15 protein-coding genes are annotated in these 20,147 nt (G+C 68.8%); 4 read left to right on the forward strand and 11 right to left on the reverse strand.

The window, feature by feature from the left end; translation table 11 throughout:
• The first annotated feature begins 105 nt into the window (after positions 1-105).
• Together LRQ07_RS14325 and LRQ07_RS14330 are read left to right on the forward strand one after the other, a co-directional pair.
• The gene (locus LRQ07_RS14325) at positions 106-585 is read left to right on the forward strand and encodes a hypothetical protein (RefSeq protein ID WP_232763485.1); all 480 of its coding nucleotides are present in this window, start codon (positions 106-108) and stop codon (positions 583-585) included.
• 87 nt (positions 586-672) lie between these two features.
• Positions 673-1,221 carry a CinA family protein gene (locus tag LRQ07_RS14330; RefSeq protein ID WP_232763484.1) on the forward strand — a complete coding sequence of 183 codons (549 nt, stop codon included), beginning with the start codon at positions 673-675 and terminating at the stop codon, positions 1,219-1,221.
• 19 nt (positions 1,222-1,240) lie between these two features.
• On the opposite strand, the gene LRQ07_RS14335 is transcribed toward LRQ07_RS14330, so the two are convergent.
• The 6 genes from LRQ07_RS14335 to LRQ07_RS14360 all read right to left on the reverse strand — a co-directional run bounded on the left by LRQ07_RS14335 (position 1,241) and on the right by LRQ07_RS14360 (position 7,811).
• Complete coding sequence (locus tag LRQ07_RS14335) at positions 1,241-2,335, reverse strand: alcohol dehydrogenase catalytic domain-containing protein (protein WP_256535001.1); 1,095 nt, start codon at positions 2,333-2,335, stop codon at positions 1,241-1,243.
• A gap of 11 nt (positions 2,336-2,346) precedes the next feature.
• A complete protein-coding gene (locus tag LRQ07_RS14340) occupies positions 2,347-3,054 on the reverse strand; it encodes a phosphonatase-like hydrolase (RefSeq protein ID WP_256535002.1) in 708 nt (235 codons plus the stop codon).
• Complete coding sequence (locus LRQ07_RS14345) at positions 3,051-4,196, reverse strand: TIGR03364 family FAD-dependent oxidoreductase (protein WP_256535003.1); 1,146 nt, start codon at positions 4,194-4,196, stop codon at positions 3,051-3,053. The genes LRQ07_RS14340 and LRQ07_RS14345 overlap by 4 nt, the downstream gene beginning before the upstream one ends.
• Positions 4,193-5,947: a PhnE/PtxC family ABC transporter permease gene (locus tag LRQ07_RS14350; RefSeq protein ID WP_256535004.1), complete on the reverse strand. Its 1,755-nt coding sequence runs from the start codon at positions 5,945-5,947 to the stop codon at positions 4,193-4,195. The genes LRQ07_RS14345 and LRQ07_RS14350 overlap by 4 nt, the downstream gene beginning before the upstream one ends.
• Positions 5,944-6,774 (reverse strand): phosphonate ABC transporter ATP-binding protein, encoded by an 831-nt coding sequence (gene phnC / locus LRQ07_RS14355; protein ID WP_256535005.1) that lies wholly within the window; start codon positions 6,772-6,774, stop codon positions 5,944-5,946. The genes LRQ07_RS14350 and phnC overlap by 4 nt, the downstream gene beginning before the upstream one ends.
• Positions 6,775-6,881: 107 nt before the next feature.
• Positions 6,882-7,811 carry a phosphate/phosphite/phosphonate ABC transporter substrate-binding protein gene (locus LRQ07_RS14360; protein WP_256535006.1) on the reverse strand — a complete coding sequence of 310 codons (930 nt, stop codon included), beginning with the start codon at positions 7,809-7,811 and terminating at the stop codon, positions 6,882-6,884.
• Between the two features lie 169 nt (positions 7,812-7,980).
• Between LRQ07_RS14360 and LRQ07_RS14365 the strand changes: the two genes are divergently transcribed.
• The gene (locus LRQ07_RS14365; RefSeq protein ID WP_256535007.1) at positions 7,981-8,724 is read left to right on the forward strand and encodes a GntR family transcriptional regulator; all 744 of its coding nucleotides are present in this window, start codon (positions 7,981-7,983) and stop codon (positions 8,722-8,724) included.
• Between the two features lie 243 nt (positions 8,725-8,967).
• Here the strand turns inward: LRQ07_RS14365 and LRQ07_RS14370 are convergent, their stop codons facing one another.
• Positions 8,968-10,110: a sensor histidine kinase gene (locus LRQ07_RS14370; protein ID WP_256535008.1), complete on the reverse strand. Its 1,143-nt coding sequence runs from the start codon at positions 10,108-10,110 to the stop codon at positions 8,968-8,970.
• 227 nt (positions 10,111-10,337) lie between these two features.
• On the opposite strand from LRQ07_RS14370, the gene LRQ07_RS14375 reads away from it, so the two are divergent.
• The gene (locus LRQ07_RS14375) at positions 10,338-10,994 is read left to right on the forward strand and encodes a response regulator (RefSeq protein WP_227991794.1); all 657 of its coding nucleotides are present in this window, start codon (positions 10,338-10,340) and stop codon (positions 10,992-10,994) included.
• A gap of 68 nt (positions 10,995-11,062) precedes the next feature.
• Here LRQ07_RS14375 and LRQ07_RS14380 read toward each other — a convergent pair whose 3' ends face one another.
• The 4 genes from LRQ07_RS14380 to LRQ07_RS14395 all read right to left on the reverse strand — a co-directional run bounded on the left by LRQ07_RS14380 (position 11,063) and on the right by LRQ07_RS14395 (position 20,102).
• Positions 11,063-11,812 (reverse strand): TIGR00266 family protein, encoded by a 750-nt coding sequence (locus LRQ07_RS14380; protein WP_256535009.1) that lies wholly within the window; start codon positions 11,810-11,812, stop codon positions 11,063-11,065.
• Between the two features lie 113 nt (positions 11,813-11,925).
• Positions 11,926-13,353 (reverse strand): HNH endonuclease signature motif containing protein, encoded by a 1,428-nt coding sequence (locus LRQ07_RS14385; RefSeq protein ID WP_256535010.1) that lies wholly within the window; start codon positions 13,351-13,353, stop codon positions 11,926-11,928.
• A 108-nt stretch (positions 13,354-13,461) separates the two neighbouring features.
• Positions 13,462-14,325 carry an EamA family transporter gene (locus LRQ07_RS14390; protein ID WP_256535011.1) on the reverse strand — a complete coding sequence of 288 codons (864 nt, stop codon included), beginning with the start codon at positions 14,323-14,325 and terminating at the stop codon, positions 13,462-13,464.
• Between the two features lie 236 nt (positions 14,326-14,561).
• Positions 14,562-20,102 carry a DUF11 domain-containing protein gene (locus tag LRQ07_RS14395; RefSeq protein ID WP_256535012.1) on the reverse strand — a complete coding sequence of 1,847 codons (5,541 nt, stop codon included), beginning with the start codon at positions 20,100-20,102 and terminating at the stop codon, positions 14,562-14,564.
• Between the last annotated feature and the right edge of the window lie 45 nt (positions 20,103-20,147).

A 20,147-nucleotide genomic window follows, 5' to 3' on the forward strand; every position in this document is an offset into this window, starting at 1 on the left:
GGCGGTCGACCGCGCGCTGACGACTCGCTGCACCGAAGTCAACCCCCTTCGGCGGAGCGACGGCAGGACCCTAGCCTCGGGACACGCGATTCGAGGAGGACTGCCATGAACGACCGACACATCGACGACCGCCCGGATGACGGATACACCCCCACGACCACGCATGCCGAATGGGGCGCGGGGAACCCTCGATTGCGCATCAGCCGAGACGACGAGCGCACCGAGTTCGCGCTCGAGGTCGACGTGGTCCGGATCGGGTCGGCCGAGGGCAACGAACTGCGCCTCCCCGAGACCGACCCCGTGCACGCGACCATCACGCACGACGACCGCGACGAGTACGTACTGACCTTGAACGGGGAGGGCGAGACCAACGCGAGTCTGGGTGTCGACGCGACTCACGCCGACGAGTCCTCCGAGACGCTGCGCACGGGCGCGCACTTCACGGCAGGCCCGTGGACGTTCGTGTTCGCACGCGACGAGTTCGCCGACCATGGACGTCCGTACGGCGGACGCTCGGGCGGGGAGTATTCCGATCAGCCGCTGCAGCCGCCGCGTCCCGACTACGACGAGGGCGAAGAGCGATGACCACCACGCGTGACCTCACGAGGGCGTCGGCATCCGCGCTCGGGGTCAGCCAGCCTGGACGCATCGCGGCCCGTTGCCGCTGACGCCGTGGACACCGCTGACGCCGAGACCGACGACGCGAGCGCGGTCACCGGCACGCAGAACGACCTCACACGATTGAGCGACCTCGCCGCCGAGCTACGGCTGCGGGTCGGAGTGGCGGAGTCGCTCACAGCCGGCCTGCTCGCGCACACGATCGGTGCCGGCGACTCCGCCTCGGACTGGTTCTCCGGCGGCATCGTCGTCTACCGCACCGACGTCAAGGAGCGCGTTCTCGGACTGACGCCGGGGACGGATCCGTGTTCCGCAGCGTGTGCGGAACAGCTCGCCTCGGGCACACGACGCCTCTTCGACGCCGACATCGCCGTATCGACGACGGGCGTCGGAGGTCCCGACCCCCAGGGAGGTCATCCCCCGGGTACGGTCTACCTGGGTTGGGCCACCGCCGACGAGGTCGGGCATCGGAGACTCGCTCTGGTCGGCGAGCCTGAAGACGTCCTGGCCGCGACCGTCGACGCCGCTGTCCGACTGCTCGTCATCCGCTCCGCAGGTCTACGCCCACCGGGACCGCTGCGGGGTCAGGCGACCGAAGGCTAGTTCCGACACTCGTTCCGGCTCAGCGCCCCGGAACGAGTCCGATGCGCAGAGGCGCAGCCGGAGTGGCAGCTTCCGCGAGAGCCGCGTCGATGTCGGAAAGGTCCCGCACTGCACCGACCGCATCCACGAACGGGTACGCCCGCCCCCGTCCGGAGAGAAAGGCCACGGCCTCCGCCAGCTCGGCGCCCGTGTAGTTGTGGACGCCGGCGACCGTCACGAGGCGCCGCACGATGCTCTCGGCGTCGAAAGGCACCGGGTCCGCGGGGAAGACGCTGCCCACGAGCACGACCGTACCGCCGACTGCGACGCCCTCGAGCGCGTCGTGGACGGCATGGCCCGAGGCCTCGATCACGATGTCGGGCTCGCGGTCCACGGCGATCTCGGTCGCCCCGAATCGCGTGGCGAGTTCCCGCCGCTCCGGGTTCGGGTCGAGCACCTCCACGGTCGCGCCCTGCTCGACGGCGATGGCGGCGGCGGAGAGCCCGACCAATCCCGCGCCGTGGATCCGGACGGCCGCGCCATCGAGGTCTCGGCCCTGAGCGGCCCTGGCCACCGCTGCCCAGGCGGTCGCCGTGGCGCACGAGGCGGGAGCGAGCACGGCGGCGGGGAGCGCTTCCGGCACGCGCACGATCGCGGTGCCCGTGCGCAGTTGCACGTGACTCGCGAAGGCGCCGGTGAGGTCGCCGTGGACACCGACCCGGTCGTGACCGTACTTGCCGAGGTCGCGGCACTTCTGCGGTATCCCGCGCAGGCAGCGGTCGCAGCTCCCACAGGAGACGGTCACCGACCACACCACGCGATCGCCGATGCGCAGCGGGGTGCCGTCGACCCCGCTCGCCCCGGCGTCACCGGTCGCGATCACACGCCCGACGCTCTCGTGCCCGAGCACCAGCGGCACCGGGGCGGAGCGGCGCCCCTGCACGGTGTGGACGTCGGAGCCGCAGATGGTCGACATCTCGACCGCGACCAGCACGTCGCCATCGGCGAGCGCCACTCCCGGCACCGCGATCATCTCGTGCGGGTGTCCGGCGCCGATCCAGACCATCGCGGTCGCCGCCGGGCGCAGCGCGACGTCTCTGCGGTGCCCGGGAGGACGGATCAGCAGCGTTCCCATGTCACGGTCTCTCAGGAGGTCGTGACGAGCGGAAGCAGCTCGCGCTGGGCGAGCACTCCGCGCAACGCGGTGACGTCGGCGAGCACGGCATCGGCGCCCGCTGCGCTCAAGGCCGGTCGATCATGGGCACCGGTCAGCACACCGGCGACGAAGCCGGCGCCGGCCCGGCGTCCGGACTCGACATCGCTGACGGTGTCGCCCGCGACGGCGACCGCGGAGACCGACGAGGTCTGCGTGCGCAGCAGCGCCGTGAGCACGAGGTCGGGAGCGGGGCGACCGCGTCCGGCATCGATCGGCGACAGCGCGAGGTCGACGAGGCCGCGCCAACCGAGACCGTCGAGCAGGGCCTCTCGGGTGATCGGAGCGAAGCCCGTGGTCAGCGCGACCCGCAGTCCGGCGTCTTTGAGGCCCTGGATGGCGTCCGCCGCACCGGGGATCTCGGAGACGCCCTGCTCGGTGATGATCTCGGCGTAAGCGCCCTCGAAGGCCGCGGTCGCCCGTGCCGCGGCGTCGGCATCGCCGCCGGAGAGGTACGTGAAGACGTCGATCTTCGACTGCCCCATCGTCGCACGCACGTGGTCGAGTGCCTCCGCCCACGGCATCCGATCCGCGACGCCCGTGCGCTCGGCCGCGCGTTGGAACGCCTGCTCCACGACGCCGTCGTCGAGCACCGTGGTTCCCGCCATGTCGAGGACGACGAGTTCGATGGGAGTGGTCATGTTGTTCCTTCCCTTGCTGCCGCCCATCCGAAGGCGGCGGTGAGATTGTGTTCCGCGAGACCCAGGCCCGTGGTCATCCCGATCCCGGTCGTGGCGGCGAGCACGAGCACACCGTCGTCGCCCCGATCGATCAGGAACTCCTGCCGACCCTTGGCGTACACGCCCTGCCAGCGTTCGATCACCCGCGGCGCCGGCGCATCGAACAGCGCTTCCGCCTCGGTGAGGAACGCGGTGAAGGCGGCCTCGGGCTGGAACGGCGAAGGAGCCGCGGCGGTCGCGTGCGAGTCCCCGATGATGAGCGTGCCGTCGGGGAGCTGTGTGTACATCTGGTTCAGGTCGAGCGCGGCGAGATCAGGCCGTTCCGCGTGGAGACGTTCGCGCAGCACGGCGGCCTCCGGTCCGTCGGAGAAGCGCCCGTACCGCACGAGCGACCATCCGGTGAGCAAGGGCGCCGCGAGCGGATGCCGGAACGACACGGCCGCCCGCATCATGTCGAGGGCGCAGCGGACGATCCCGTGCCGTTCGGCCACTTCGGGCAGCAGCTGGTCGATGTCGTGGTTCACGGCGACGACCACGCTGCCGCAGGTGAGGGGCCCGCGGGTGGTGTCGACCCGGCCGCGCCCGACTCCGGTCACGCCGGTGCGGAAGCGGAAGTCCACGCCGAGGGCTGCGAGGTGGCGGACGATCGCAGACGCCGCCGTGCGCGGATCGGTCTGCAGGTCGCTCTCGATGTGTGCGCCGCCGACCAAGCCCTGGGCGCGCAGCGGTGCGAGTTGCAGGAGCTCGTCGGCCTCGAGCATCCGGATCCCGCCGTCGTGAGCGGCCGCCTCGAGCACCGCGATCTCGTCGTCGTGGCGGGCGGCGACCAGCGTTCCCGACTCGCGCAGCCAGAAGCCCGCGTCCTGGGAGAGGCGCAGCCACAGCTCGCGCGAGGCGTCGGCATACCGCCGGGCCTCGCCGCCCTGCGCTCCGATGCAGAGGTGTCCGAAGTTGCGGATCGTGGCGCCGACCGGTGCATCGGTGCGGTCGACCACCATCACCCGCAGCCCGCGACGGACCGCCGCGTAGGCCGCGCCGAGACCGACGATCCCGGCCCCGACCACCACGACGTCCGCAGAGTCCGCAGAGCGATCCGGGTTCATCGGAACACCTTCCGCATCCACATGGCGAGGCCTTCGACGACGAGCACGGTGGCGAGGATCATCAGCACGATCGCCGTCACGGTCTCGTAGCGCGAACCCTGGCTCGCGTTGAGCAGGTAGTAGCCGACCCCACCGCCACCGACGATCCCGAGGATGGTCGCCGCACGGATGTTCGTGTCGAGCATGTAGAAGCTGTGACCGATCAGCGCCTGGATCCCCTGCGGCACCGTGGCCGAGGCGTAGGTCTGCAGACGCGTCGCCCCGACGGCCCGGAGGGCGCGCTCGGGTCCGCGATCCACCTCTTCGAACGAGTCGGCGATGAGCTTGCCGAGGAGCCCGATCCCTCCGATCGCGAGGGCGATGACGCCAGCCTGCGCGCCGAGCCCCGTGATCACGACGAGCACGATCGCCAGGATCAGCTCCGGGATGCCGCGGATGCCGACGAGCAGGAGTCGTGCCGTCCCCCGTGCTCCGGAGTTCGGCGCGACGTTGCGGGCGGCGAGCGAGCCGAGCACGAGCGAAGGGAGGAGGGTGAGCACCGTGGCGGCCAGCGCGATCGCGACGGTCTCCCGCATCGCCTCGAACATGGCGCTCGCGTCGTAGTTCCCGAAGGAGGGCGGCCAGAACAGCGCGGCGACCTCGGGCAGCTTGGCCCAGAAGGTGATCAGGTCCATCCAGTTGATCTGGCTGACCACGATGCTGCCGATGACGACGAGCACCGCCACGACGCCGGCGACGGTGTGGCGCACCCGTCGGGCGGTCCAGGGCCGACGCACGGCGGTCTCGGGGCTCGTGGCCCAGGCGGGGCGACCGACCGGCGCGGTTGCGGTGTTCGCTCCGAGGCGCGGGTGGAGGATCCGGTCGATCCACGAGCGGGTGTGCCTCTGCTCGCCCAGCATCGCGCCGCGGACCATGCTCGAGATGACCTCCATCGCGATGCACAGGAGGAAGATGACGAGCGCGATGCCGAGACCCTTGCCGTAGTTCAGCGACTTGAAGGCGTACGACATCTCCAGGCCCAGACCGGCCACCCCGACGTAGCCGAGCACGACGCTGCCTCGCAGGTTGATGTCGTTGCGATGCAGCACGGTGGCCACCCAGCTGGGCAGCACCTGCGGGAGGATCCCCGCAGAGAACTCCTGCATCTTCGAACCGCCCGCCGCACGGATCGCGAGACGGGGGCCCTCGTCGATCTGCTCGATCGCATCGGCGAACATCTTCGAGATCATGCCGATCGAGTGGATGCCGATGGCGAGGATGCCGGGAAGGGTGCCGAGCGAGAACATCAGCACGAACGCCATCGCGAGGACCACATCGGGGAGCGCACGGGTGAGCACGCCGATGAATCGTGCGGCGGCCCGCCAGCCGTTGCCCGGAGTCGTGTTGGACGCGGCGAGGTAGGCGATCGGCACCGAGAGAACCGCGGCGAGCAGGGTTCCGACGAGCACGAGACCGACGGTGAGTGCGATCAGCCAGACGAGATCCCCGGGCGCGGGGAACGTGAGTCCGCCGATGCGGACCATGAAGTTCTCGGCGTTGCCCCAGCTCTGCACCATGGCGGGGATCGAGATGCCGACGTCACGGACGGCGAGGATGCCGAGGACCAGGAGCGCGACAAGGGTGAGGGATGCGGCGATGCGTTCCGGGGAGACCACCCGCTTCGGGGCGCGCTCCCTCACCTGTCCCGCCTGCCGAGAAGCCGCCCCGCCGCCCCGCGTCGAGGAGTCCGTCGACGCGTCGAGAGCCGTCATGATGCGGCCACCTGTGCTGCCGCCTCGACGAGTTCTTCCTGGACGGCACGGATCTCGGCGGTCGTGGTGGCGACGCGGCCGTAGATCTCCATGACCTCGGCCTTGGTGAGGTCGCCGGTCGGGGTGTCAAGCACGACCTCGCCGTGGCGGAGTCCGACGATGCGGTCGGCCCAGCTGATCGCGAGGTCGACCTGGTGCAGGCTGCACACGACGGTGAGTCCCTCGTCGGCGGCGATCTCGCGGATCAGTGCCATCACCTGCTCACTCGACTCCGGGTCGAGCGAGGCGACCGGTTCGTCGGCGAGCAGGATGTCGGGCTTCTGCATGAGGGCACGGGCGATGGCCACCCGCTGCTGCTGTCCCCCCGAGAGGATGTCGCTGCGCTGGTACGCGCGGTCGAGCAGTCCGACCCGGTCGAGGTGCTCGAGTGCGGTGACCTTCGCGGCTCGCGAGTAACCCCAAAGCCCGAGGCGCGGTCCGCGCAGGTCGGAGAGCGAACCGGTGAGGACGTTCTCGAGCACCGTGAGCGAGGGCACGAGCTCGAACTGCTGGAAGATGAAGCCCACGCGGCTGCGGAGGTCGCGCAGTGCCCGTCCCTTGAGCGAGGGGACCTCGGCTCCCAACACCTCGACCGAGCCCGAGGTGGGGATCTCGAGGCCGTCGAGGTGGCGCAGCAGGGTCGACTTGCCCGAGCCGGAGAGCCCGAGAAGCACGACGATCTCGCCGCGGGACACCTCCAGCGAGGCGTCCTGCAACGCAGTGGTCGTCCCGAAGGTCTTCGTCACGCCATCGAGGCGGATGAGGGCGTCGGATGCCGAGGCGGTCATGTCGTGGCTCCTGTGGTGTGGTGAGTCGTGCGGTGGTGCCCTCCGTCTCGTCCGTGCGAGGCGGACGGGACGGAGGGCGCCGATGAGGCGAGGTGGTCAGGCCGGGCTCAGGCCTTGCACTGCTCCGCTTCGGTCTCCTTGCAGATGTCGCGGATCAGGTCGTAGTACGCGTCGTCGACCGGCTTCGTGGCGTAGAACACACTGCGGAAGGAGTCGGTGTCGGCGCTGTCGATGCCTGCGGCGATGATGTCGTCGATCGTGATCTCGGAGAGTCCGTCGATGAGCTTCTTCGAGACGTCGTCGGGGAGCGTGGACGAGTAGACGAGCGGTGCACCGGGCACCATGGTCTCGTCGATGACCTTCACCTTGTCCGACTTCTCGACTTCGGAGTCCTCGGCGAAGCCCGCCTCGCACTCGACACCCTCGCCGACCTTGGTGACGCTGACGTCGTGCTTGCCGGCGAAGACCGGGGTGATGTCGGCCTTCGGGTCGATGCCGGCCTCGAGCAGGTTGTACGACGGGAACAGGTAGCCCGAGGTCGAGGACGGGTCGACGAAGCAGACCTTCTTGCCCTTGAAACCGTCGATGCTCGTGATGTCGCTGTCTGCGGGGACGATCGCCTGCGAGTAATAGCCCGGCTCCTGGCCCTCTTCGGTCACGATCGAGGAGATGGGAGTGAGTTTGGCGCCGTTGTTGGTGGCGGTGACGTAGGTGAAGCCCGAGAACGACGCCACGTCGACCTTGCCGGCCACGGCGGCCTCGATGAGCGCCGCGTAGTCGGTCGACTCGTGGTACTCGACGGACTTGCCCGTGAGGTCGGCGATGTAGTCCATCAGCGGCTGGTAGTTGGTCTCGGTGTCGACCGAGTCGGGCACGACGCCGAAGACGAGCGTGTTCTCGTCGACCGCGAATCCGCTCGCAGAGGACGACCCGTCGGCGCCCGAGGCACCGGTCGCCTCAGCCGAGCCCGAACAGGCGGCGAGACCGAGCGCGAGGATCGCGACACCGGCGAGGGCGGGGAAAGCGCGAAGCTTCATGAGGACCTTTCAGAGTGGGAGGGGTGATCCACGGAAGACTCTGACAGGTACCGCATCGAGATATGTACCTAACTCGGAAGAGTTCAGAACTCGTTTACCGGCCATTCGCCTGGATGAACGCTCCTGGAACGCGATCGCGTGGGTGGGCATGACGAAGTAATGTACCTATGTGGCTGAAGCTGTGTACACCCAGATCGCTGACGACCTCCGCGCTCGGATCGCCGACGGCGGGTTGCGCCCAGGAGACGACGTCCCGACCGAGGCGGAGCTCGCGCAGAGGTGGCAGACCTCGCGCGGCCCGATCCGCAACGCGTTGGCGGCTCTGCGCGCAGAGGGCCTGATCGAGACGACGCGCGGCCGCCCCGCGCGCGTGGTGGCGCGCAAGGCCAATCAGGCGGTGGACGTGTCGGTGCCGTTCACACGTTGGGCGCGCGAACTCGGGGTGTCCCCCGGCGCCCAGACCCAGGAGCTGAGCCTGCGGCGCGCCGGCGCCCTGGGGGCGGTGCTCGGCGTCGACGAGAGCGACACCATCGTGAGCGTCGTGCGACTGCGCTTCCTCGACGGGCGCCCAACCATGCTCGAGCGCCTCAACTACACCGAGGTCGCGGGGCGTCACCTGTTCGAGGTGAACCTGGATGAGGTCTCAATCACCGAGTATCTGGCGTCGGTGGGACACCCCATCGTCACCCTGGAGCACGTGATCGACGCAGTCGCGGCGGATGACCAGGATGCCGCACTCCTGCGCGTTCCACGCGGCACGCCGATCCTGCGCCTCACCCGCACCTCGCGCGACGCGGAGGGACGGATCTTCGAGGCGTCGGAGGACCGCTACCTGAGCGAGGTCGTACGTTTCACCGTCGCCGCGTCGGGAATCTCCACCGATGGGCACTACATGCGAGCGGTGGGCGCGTAGCCCGGGGCCAGAACGGGGCCGGAAGATCGCCCGTTAGCGCAGATGGCGATCGCGAGCGCGCAAAGTGTTTCAGAAGCCAGAAAGACCGCGCTCGCGATCGCAGCGCTGGGGACGCTTTATCTGGGGAGCCTCCAGAATACGGAGAGACTCAACCCGGAACGTAGGGCCGAACGTCGAGGTCTATCTAGACTTTTGTCCAGATTTTGCGGTCATCGACGAAGCGTGCTCACACACTCTAGAGCATCAGACGACCGGAAGGCGGGCCGACACGACCCAGGATCCTTCCTCTTCGCCGGCACTGAACTGTCCACTCGCTCCCATCACGCGCTCCGCCATGCGGGTGAGACCCGTACGGCTCGAGGAGAGCTCCCGGCGTGGGGTGGTCGGGAGAGGACTCCGGAGGATGAGATGCGCGACCTCGTCGTCGACCGCGAGGTGCATCTGCACTTCGCCGGGGCCGGCGTACTTCAGGATGTTCGTGGCGGACTCGCGCGTGATGCGCGCGAGGACGATCTCGACCGCACGCGGGATGCGCTCGTCACGAGGATCTCCCACGCGGTCCACGAAGTGACCTGCAGCCTCGAATTCTTCTTGGGCCTCGTCGATCGCCGCAGCGAGGTCACCGGTCTGCACGCTGGAGGATTGTGGCCCGTCGTCGGCGAGTTCGATCACGAACCGGAGATCGGTCATCGCCTTGCGCGCGGCGACGCGAATCGCCTCTTGCGAATCTGTACTTGTCTGGGGGTCTTCGAGCATCTGCACGTGCAACGACACCACCGTGAGGTGGTGAGCGATGCTGTCATGCAACTCACCGGCGATCCAGCGCCGCTCGGCGAGTACTGCTTGGCGCTCCTGTTCGGCCGCCGCCTGGAGTTCGCGCTCAAGGCGGCTGCCACGGGCGAACGCGAGCCGAAGGGCGAACCCGACGGCTCCGGCCACCGTGGCGAAGACGAGGAAGAGACCAACATTCACATCGGCGTCAGCGTCGCCGTAGGCGACGACTGCTGTCGCGATGAGGAACGCACCGGTGTAGGCGAGGATCAGGGAAGTCCACCCCAGCCTCATGACCAGACCCGACGCGACTGCGGCGGCGGTCAGAACCTGGGACTCAGTTCCCACGAGAAATGATGACGCGAACACGACGCCGAGGGCGCATGTCGCGAGGAGCGGCTTCCAGAGATAGAGGGCGAACGCTGCAGTGGATGCGACGCTCACCACCAGGGCGGCCGGGTTCACACCCGGCGTGGTGAAGAAGCCTATGACGTCGGTGGCGATGGTGATGCCGAGTATGACCAGGACGACGATCCGCTCGATCGTGCTGAGCTTCTCGCCTCGACCCAACCGGAACGAATCCGCAGATCGTCGGGGGGACTGGTCGAAGGCCATACTTCACTATCTCCTATTCGCCAGGTACGCTAGCGGACGAGACCAAAAAACTTGCCAACCTGCTGCCAGAAAGTCATTGCGTTCACCTCCATTATGTAGTCGTTCGTCGATGTCTGTATTCATCTTCTCGGTGATCTTCCCGGGGCACATCTGCCTCAAGTCCAGACCTTTTTAGCCAAAGGTCTACATGCGGTCGTCGAGCCGCTCACGCCGTTAGGCTTCCCTCTATGCAGGAAATCCGTGTCCTGATCGTCGACGACGATCCGCTGGTCCGCTCGGCGCTGTCTCACTTCGTCTCCCGTGACCCCGAGATCACCGTCATCGCCCAGGCGGAGGACGGACTCGAGGCGATCGCCACCGTCGAGCGCGAGCAGCCCGACGTCGTGATGATGGACGTGCAGATGCCCGAGATGGACGGCATCGAGGCCACGGGGGTGATCGCCGAACGTTGGCCGCACGTCCGAGTGCTCGCCGTGACGACGCTGGACGGGAGTGACACGGTCCTCCCCATGCTGAGCGCAGGCGCCTCCGGCTACCTCCTCAAAGACTCCAGCGCCGAAGAGATCGTCATCGGGGTGCGCGAGGTGCACAGCGGAGCGAGCTCACTCTCCCCGCGAATCGCATCGATGCTCATCAAGCACGTCCGCGACTCCACCCCGGCGACCGCCGATGTGGATGCCCTCGAACCTCTCACTGAGAGGGAGGCGGAGGTGCTCCAGTGCCTCGCGAAGGGCATGTCAAACGCCGAGATCGCCAAAGCACTGATCGTCTCCGAGGGGACGGTGAAGGCCCACCTCGGACGCATGATGTCGAAGTGGCACCTGCGCGACCGGGTGCAGATCCTGGTCACGGCCGCGCACGCCGGCCTCGTCAACTTCCGCTGAAAATCAGCGCGTCCCTCCCCTCGACACTCGGTCGACAGAAGGGACGCGGGGCTCAGCGGCGAGTGGCGTCAGCCGAAGATGCTGACGGTGTCGCCGCCGGAGCCGCTGGACGCACCGATGAAGGGGCTCAGCGAACCTGCGAAGGCCTCGACGTTCCGGGTCTGCATCAGAACGACGCCCGGCCCCGTGAAGTGCGCGACCAGCCCTTCGGCGGAGGTGACCGAGCGGAACAGGCTGCTCGCAGCCTTCTTGGTCTTGTACTTCAGGCTCGAGTCCCAGGCCACAACGTGCCCCGTGTCGACGATGTACTCCTCGCCCGCAGCGAGCTTCTTCTGGTGGAGCGCTCCGAACGCCGTCAGGAACATCACTCCGGAGCCGCTCGCACGCAGGATGAACAGGCTGTTGCTACCGAAGAAACCCGCGGAGCCGCCCCACCGGGTGTCGATGTCGATCGCCGGTTCGCTGGCCAGGTAGCCCGAGGCCGCGATGAGGTACTCCCCGTCGAGCCGTACGGGGACGACATCGCCGAGGGTGGCCGGTGCGAGCACGACCTCACCGCCTTCACGTCCCGCGGTAAAGGTGGAGACGAACGCCGAGCGGCCGGCGGCGGAGCGCTTGATCGCCCCCATGATCCCGCCCTCCATCTTGGAGGTGAGTTCGACGGACGCGCTCATCGAGACCATCGCCCCGGCCTGGGCTGCCATCGACGCGCCGGCGGCAAGACCCACGGTGGCCATGGGGAAGGGGGGGCGGTAGTCGACGCGGTAGCCGAAGCCGGTCGCGGCGCCCTCGTTCGGAAGAAGTTCAAAGCTTGACATGCAGCAAGGATAACTGCTATAGGGCGTGCAAAATGAGGGATTTGGCGATATACCGGAATGCGTTCTTCCGCGACGCCGATCACTGAGAGACGCCGATCACTGAGAGACGGCGATCACTGAGCGAGGCATGTCCCCGCAACGCTCGACGGAACCGGACGATGGGGAGCGCGCCAGCGACGCCCCGGATCCCACCACGCGGGACCGCGGATCTGCGGAAGCCCCTCGCTCATCCTGATCTCCCATCCGGAGGTCTCCAGCGAACGGTGATGCCACCAGCACAACGGCACGCCGTTGTCGGTCTGGGTGGGGCCACCCCGGGCATGTTCGACCACGTGGTGGATCTCGCACCAGGACGCGGGAACGTGGCACCCCGGAATCAGGCACTCCCCGTCGCGCGCGACGATCGCGCGCCGCTGGTGCACGGTGAACACCCGATCGCTGACCGTCACGCCGATGATCCGCCCCTCGTCGGTGAGGACACGCTGGATCGCTCCCGCGCACGCGACCTGCGAAGCCACTCCGAGAGGGACCGGCGCCTGCGTGTTCGCGATCGTGGCCCATCCGGTGCCGGTCGCCACACTTTCGGCCCCCACCTGCACGACCAGAGTCGGGGCGGCGCCGCCCAGGCTCGGCATCTCGTCATGGCGCGCTGCGATCCCCAACGCGACGGTCAGCGCATCATGTCGCTTCTGCGCCGCGGAGCGCCCGTCGATCACGTGCCGCGGATCCGTGTTCCACGGCTCAGCGTCCGGCGCTTCTCCCTCGGAGTCGCGGAAGACGACGCCGGGCGGAACCGGAGCGCCGGTCTTCGGATTGCACTGCGCGTCGAGGATCAGCTGCAGCTGCGCCGCGGCATCCGGCAGCAGATTGCCTCGCAGCGGATGCACCCCGTCGCGGAGGCGCCCGACCGTCACGAACCGCTGCTGCTGTGCCCGGAGGTTGGACGGCTCAGCGCCATCCGGATCGAGCGTCATGGCCAGCACCTGCGCGAACTGACGAAGGTCGTCGGGTGTCGCGGGCGGCGCGGAGTCGGCATCCGCGACGTCGTCCGCAGTGGGGTAGCCGCGGGCGATGTCTGCCAGCGCCGCGTCGGCCACCAGCCGCTCCGCGGTACCGATGCGATCGCCCGCCTGATCGATCGGGGTCGTGGCCGCGAGTACGCCGGTCACGCCGATCGCACCGTCGAGGAGTGCCTCACGCAGCGCGGGGTACCGAGCGGGCAGTCGCTCCCCCGCCGACAACGACACCTCGCGACGCACGGCGGAGGCTGCCTTCACGACTCGCGAGGCCCCCGGCGCGTCGAGCCGCAGCACCCTCTGCAGCAGTTCGTTCAGTGAGCGGCACCCGAAGCCGTCGGAGAACCGCTGGTCGGTCGATGCAACCGCCTCCACGATCACCGCCTCCACCCGCCGCAGCGCTTCTCCTGCGGTGCGGAGCACCTCCATCCGCCCGGCATCGGTCTGCCCCGCCAACGCTCCGCTGGAGAGCACTCGATCGAGGTCGGTGACCACCTGATCGAGAGAGTCCAGAAGCGGGTGCATGCCCTCATTCAACGCCCGACCACTGACATTTCGAGCCCGAAACAGGCCTGTTCAGGAGGTGTTTCGCGATATCCCGGAATGCGTTCGGCGGGGAGCGGAGCAGGACGCTCAGAGCGCGAGCAGCACGATCCCCGCGACGACCACGAGCGATGCGGCGATCCGCCATCCCGGACGCGACTCCCGCAGAACGAAGACCCCGAAGAGGCTCACCAGCACGACGCTCACCTCGCGCAACGGTGCGACCAGCGCGACCGGGGCGATCTGGATCGCCGTCAGCACCAGGATGTACGACAGTGGGGAGAGGATCCCGAAAGCGAGGATGCGGCGCCACTGCGTGCGACCGAGCGCCCACACCGCACCCCAGCGGCGACGAACCGCGATCGAGTAGAACGGCACTTGCAACACCGTGGTCCCGACCATGAACGCGACGGGCGAGAGGTCCCACGTGCGCACCGCGTGAGCGTCCCAGATCGTGTAGATCGCGATCGCGACGCCGGTGAGCAGGCCGAACACGATACCGGGGTCGATCCGCCCCGTCCCCGCCCCTCTGCCCCGATCGACGAGACCGACGGCGACGACCCCGGCGATCACCGCCGCCACGCCCACGAGCGCGACCGCCGACGGGCGCTCCCCCAGCACCAGCACGGCGACGATCACGGAGAGGAAAGGGCCGGTGCCGCGGGCGGTCGCGTAGACGGTGGAGAGGTTGCCTCTCTGATACCCGCGCTGGAGGACGGCCATGTAGCCGACGTGAAGGATCGACGAGACGACGACACCGAGGGCGAAGGACCCCACATCGTCGGTACCGAGGCCGCCTGTGAACGGCACGACTCCGGCCCACACGACGGTGCTCCCGACGGCTCCCCACCACAAGAACGGCGCTCCGGCCCTGCTGATGCCGTGCGCGATGATGTTCCACGCCGCGTGGGCGATGGCGGCTCCGAAGACGAGGACGAAGGCGAGAGGCGACACGGCGAGACCCTTCCGTCCGACGCACGGCGCGACGAACAGGGTCCTCCGGGCTTTTGTCCTGTCAGATGACGGCTCTCCTGCGGAGGAGTGCCGTGGCGCCGCTCGGACCAGGCGGGCGCGAACCCCGGAACCCTAGGCGCTATCGAGAAGACCCTACCGTGCCGTGATGAGCACCCGGAAACGTGAAGCGCCCCGCTCGAACCTGGAGCGGGGCGCTTCGCGCGACAGAAGCCGGGTCAGACCTGGATCTCGCGACGACGAACGCGCGCGATCAGAAGTACGAGGGCTCCGACCGCGAGCAGGGCGAAAGCCCAGCCGAGCCCGGTGATCACGCCACCGGTGGCCGCGAGCCCGTTCAGGTCGACCGTCGTGGTCGCGGCGGCGGTGACCGTCACCGTCCCGCCGATGCCGCTCACCGTCGCCACGTTGACGACTGTGCTCGCCGCGACATCGGCCGCCGTGAGGACGTACGTCACCGGACCGCAGTCCGCCGTGGCCCCGGGTGCGAGATCGGGGATCGTGCAGTCGACGAGGCCGCCGAGCTTCCCGTCGTCGATCTGAACGTCCGTCAGCGTCACTGCTCCCGTGTTGGTGACCGTGAACCGGAAGGCGATGGTGTCTCCCGCGGTCACCTTCCCGTCGCGATCGACGTCGACGTAGTCTCCGCCGGTCTTCGTCAGCGCGATGGCCGGCTGTGCCGCGAGCGGGGTCACCACGGTATCGGTGGCTACGGACGGCACATCCGAGGTGCCCGTCCCCGTGGCCGTGGCCGTGTTCTCGATCTCCCCGGTGTCGATCTCGGCCTGCGTGAGCTCCGCGGGGGCTCCGGCGGAGCAGACCGTCGACTCCCCCGGCGCGAGCTCCGTCGCATCGCAGGTGACGGCAGCGCCGAGGCGCGGGTCATCGACCGTGACATCCGAGAGGGTCGTGGTGCCCGTGTTCGTCACGGTGAACGTGTACGCGATCGTGTCACCGGCATCCGTGCGTCCGCTGTCGTTCGCATCGACCACGGCCGCCGCAGACTTCAACAGAGCGATGTCGTCCGCCCCGACGACCGGCACATCGACCTCCGCATCGTCTTCCGCACTGCCGTTGCGCGACTGCCCCTCGACAGTGGCCACGTTGTGCACGACGCCGTCGTCGACATCCTGTTGCGTGAGCGTGTAGTCGACCGGCCCGCAGATCACTTCATCGCCCGGGTCGAGCGCCAGTCCGTCGAGCGCAGCGCACGCGACCGAGCCTCCGAGCGGCGGGTCGTCGAGCACGATGTCCCGGAGAATCGTCGTCCCCGTGTTGCGGATCGTGAAGGTGAAGCCGACCGTATCGCCGGCACCGGCCCGGCCGTCCGCTCCGAGCGCGATCGCACCCGCCGTCTTGCTCAGCTCGATCGCACTCGTGCCGGTGATCACGACGTCGGCCGAGGCGTCGTCCGTGACCGGCCCCAGGGGGCTGGTGCCGGTCGTCGTCGCCGTGTTGCGGACGATCTCCGCCTCCACGTCCGCCTGCGTGAGCGTGTAGGTGAAGGTGCCGCAGGCGGATGATGTGCCGGGCGGGAGGGTGCCGATCGTGCACAGTTCGCCGGCCCCCAGCAGTGGGTCCGAGATCGACACTGCGCTCAGAGTCGTCGTTCCGAGGTTGCGCACCGAGAACGTGTAGTCGACCGTATCCCCGGCACCGATGAATCCGTCGCCGTTCGCGTCGAGCACCCGCCCGACGTTCTTGAGCAGTTCGATCGCGGCGGTCCCCGTGATGTCGACGTCGGCCTGCGCGTCATCGGTCACCGTACCGATCGGAGCGTCCGCCGTGACGGAGGCCTCGTTGTGCACGAGCCCGGCGTCGATGTCGTCCTGCGTGAGCGTGTAGGTGATCGGCGTGCACGAGACCGACTGCCCGGGTGCGAGCTCTGCGCCGCTGAGTTCGGGGCACGTGACGGTGCCGCCGAGCATCGGGTCGGTGATCACGGCGTCGCGCAGTGTCGTGGTCCCGTTGTTCGTCACCCGGAACGTGTAGTCCACGGTGTCACCGGCGCCGACGGCCGAATCGTTGTCCACGTCGACCACGGTCGACGGGGTCTTGGCGAGGCTGATGCTGTTGGTCGCCGCGATCGTGACGTTCGCCTCAGCATCGTCGGTCGCCGGCCCCTGAGCGGACTGCGCGGTCACCGAGGCGGTGTTGTTCACGGTCCCCGCGTCCGCGTCCGCCTGCGTCAGCGTGTAAGCGACCGGCGCACAGGTGACGGATGCCCCCGGCACCAGCGGTGCGGAGAACGCCGCGCAGGCCACAGCGCCGCCCAGAAGCGGGTCGGTGATGACCGCGCTGGTGAGCGTGACGTCGCCGGTGTTGCGGATCGTGAAGGTGTAGGCGACGGTATCGCCGGCACCGATGCGGTCGTCCCCGTTGGTATCCGTCGGAGCGCCGGCACTCTTGACGAGCTCGACCTGCGGGGTGCCGGATACCGGGACGGTCACGGTCGAGGTGTTGTCGTCCGTATCGGGGTCCGGCGTGTCCGAGGTCACCGTCGCCGTGTTCGACAGCGCCGTTCCCGCGGTCGACGGGTCGACCGTCCCGGTCACGGTCACGGTGAAGGTGGCGTCGACGGCGAGGGTCGGCTGCGTGCATTCCAGCTGTGATCCCGTGATCGCACAGTTGGGAGTGGTCGTCGACGAGTTCAGCAGTTCGACGGGGAGCGCGTCCGACACGACGACGGAGGATGCGGGGTTCGGGCCGTTGTTGGTGACGACCAGCGTGTAGGTCACGACGCCGTTGAGCGGCGCCGGATCGGCCGAGATCGTCTTCTCGATCGCCAGATCAGCCGACGGCGTCACCGTCACCGTCGCGGCGCCGGTGTTGTTCGACGTATCCGGATCCGGCGTTCGTGAACTCGCGACAGCCGTGTTGACCAGAGCGCCCTCCATGGTGGCCGTCGCCGTCACGGTGATCGTCGCCGACTCCCCGGGCAGGAGCGTCCCCACCGTCCACTGCGCGTCTTCCATCGACCAGGTGCCGACGGAGGGCGTTGCTCCGGTGAGTGTGAAACCGGCGGGCATGAGCTCGTCCAGCACGACGCCGGCGGCCGCGGACGGACCGTCGTTGGTCACGGTCACCTCGAAGGTCGCGGTTCCCTCGAGCGGGACCGTCGGGGTCGAGGTGGTCTTGACGACGCTCACATCGGCGTTCGGTGCGAGCGTGACATCGGCGGTCGAGGTGTTGTTGTCGGTGTTCGGGTCGGGGGTCGCCGACGTGGTCGTCGCGGTGTTCGAGACGACCCCGGTCGCCGTGGTGCTCCAGGTTCCGGTGACCTCGACGACCACCGATCCTCCCGGCGCGATGTCGCCGAGTTCGCACCCGACGGTGCCCCCGACGATGGAGCAGCCGGGGTCGTCGACCGTGGCATCCAGGAATCCGGCGGGGAGGGTGTCGGTGACGGCGGCACCGCGGGCGACGGACGGACCGTCGTTCGTGACCGTGAGCGCGTAGGTGAAGGCGCTCCCGGGCTCGCCGGTGGCCGGCGCCGTCTTCTGGATGCTCAGGTCGGCGCTCTGCACGACCTCGACATCGACGGAGCTGGCGTTGTTCGTCGTGTCGCGGTCATCCGCAGGAGCTGCCACCGCCGCGGTGTTCGTCACCGTCCCGATCGGGGCGTCCGCGGCCACGACGGCGTGCACGACGACATCCGCCGGTCCGCCGACCGGGAACGATGCCCAGTCGCACACGATGGAAGTCGCCGTGAAGATGCAGTCCGCGCCCGCAGGACCGTCGACGCCGGTCACGCTGAACCCTTCGGGCAGCGTGTCGGCGAGCACCACGTTGACTGCGTCGGAGGCTCCGAGGTTGCTCACTGCGAGCGTGAAGTCGATCACGTCTCCCGCGGAGACCTGCGCCGCGGATGCCGTCTTCTCGACAGCCATGTCTGCGATCACGTCGGGCTGGAAGCTGACGGAGGAGACGTTGTTGGCGGGGTTCGTGTCGGTCGTGCTCGTGGTCACCGACGCGGTGTTCTGGAGGACGGCCGTCGCGCCGGGGTTGATCTCCACCACCACGAAGGTCTCGACGGAGCTGGCGCCGGGCGCGAGCGTTCCCACCTGGCAGGTCAGGAGCGACGCCTGGGCCGAGCACGTCCCCTGTCCGGGATCGGCGCTGATGAAGGTCGTGTCCGGGTCCAGAGGGTCGGTGACCACGACGTTGCGCGCCTCGGACGGTCCGGCGTTGAAGACCGAGAGCGTGTAGGTCACCTGCTCGCCGGCGACCGGTACGGACGGGGAGAAGGTCTTGACGATCGACACGTCGGTAGCCGCGGACAGCGTGCTCACCACGCTGGCGGAGTTGTTCGCGAGGTTCGGGTCGGTACGGGTACCGGTGACCGTGGCCGTGTTCGACACGGAGGCGCCGGGGTCGGCCGAGGGCGACAGCGTGCCGGTCACCTGTATCTGGGTGCTCTGACCGACGGCCAGGTCGGGGACGGAGCACGTCACCGTCGCCGCGACCGTGCATGCGCCGGCTCCGGGGTCGGCTGTGACGTTCGTCATCCCTGCGGGGAGGGGATCGGTGACGGTCACGCCCGTCGCGGTCTGCGGTCCGTTGTTCGTCACCCCGATCGTGAACGTGACGGGCTCGCCGGCGACGAGCGGATCCGTGTCGATGCTCTTGGTGATCGCGAGATCGGCGGCCGGGTTCACCGGCGTCTCGGTCTCCTGGCTGACCGAGGTGCGGTCCTGTCCGACCACGTTGTCCCGGAAGGCCACCCGGGCCTCGTTGATGATCGTGGTCGCCGCGGACGAGACGTTGACCTTGGCGTCGAAGGTGTAGCTCGTGCTGGCGCCGACACCGATGGATCCGCCGACGGTGGCGTTCCCGCCGTCGCCGAGGCGCACCTGCACCGTGCGGTTGCCCGAGGTGTAGGTGCCTCGGTCGTCGCCGGCGGCGTCGGTGAGGGTGCCTGTGCCGGCACCGCTGATGATCTTGAGGGAGCCGGGGACGAAGTCGATCCCGGAGGCGAGCACGTCGGACGACACCGACTGCGTCGCCGGGTTGCCGCCGCCGTTGTTCGTCGTGACGGTGTAGCGGAGCGTGTCGCCCACCTCAGCGGTCGTGCCACCGCGAGTGAGGTTGGTCACCGACTTGGTCGTGATCAGGCAGGGCCCGGTGCCGAAGGTGATGTCGTCGAGGAAGTTGCCGACGGAGGCGTTGCCGCCCGAGGAGCTGACCGCCTCGAATCCGAAGCGCGTCACCGTCTGGCCCGCCGGGACGACGTAGGTGCCGGTGTGCGTGCCCCAGGCGCCGGTTCCGTCGGAGAGGTTGGGACCACTCTGGACGAGGGCGCCGGTTGGCGCGCCGATCACGACGCGCATCACGTCGGTGCCGACGCGCCCCCGGTGCTTCAGCGACCAGGAGAGCGTCTGCCCCGGCGTCGTCGCCACGTCCTGGAAGAGCCTGCTCGGGCTGTAGGCGTTGAGCTCGGCGAACTGACGGCCGGCGGCTGCGGTGACGCCGTTGAAGCCGCTGCTCCAGAGCTCGATGGCGTTCTGCGTGTCCGTGGTGAACCACGCGGGAACCTGGGACTGATTGAGCAGCGACACCGAGGCGTTCGGGATGACCGGCGCCTCGAACCCGCCGTTCTGGAGCGCGACGGTTCCTTGACAGCTGGTCGGATCCTGCGCTGCCGACGCCGATGTCGGTGCGACGGCCTCCGTCACGATCGTGAGGCCCGCTGCCAGCAGCAAGGCCGATGTGGCCGCCGCGACGGCGCGACGGACGGACAGACGTGTGTTCGCACGCATGTGAAGTTTCTCCCCGGTTCCCGGAAGACCCCGAACCGGCGTCTC

This window comes from Microbacterium sp. J1-1, from assembly GCF_024498615.1.
Taxonomy (GTDB): Bacteria; Actinomycetota; Actinomycetes; order Actinomycetales; family Microbacteriaceae; genus Microbacterium; species Microbacterium aurugineum.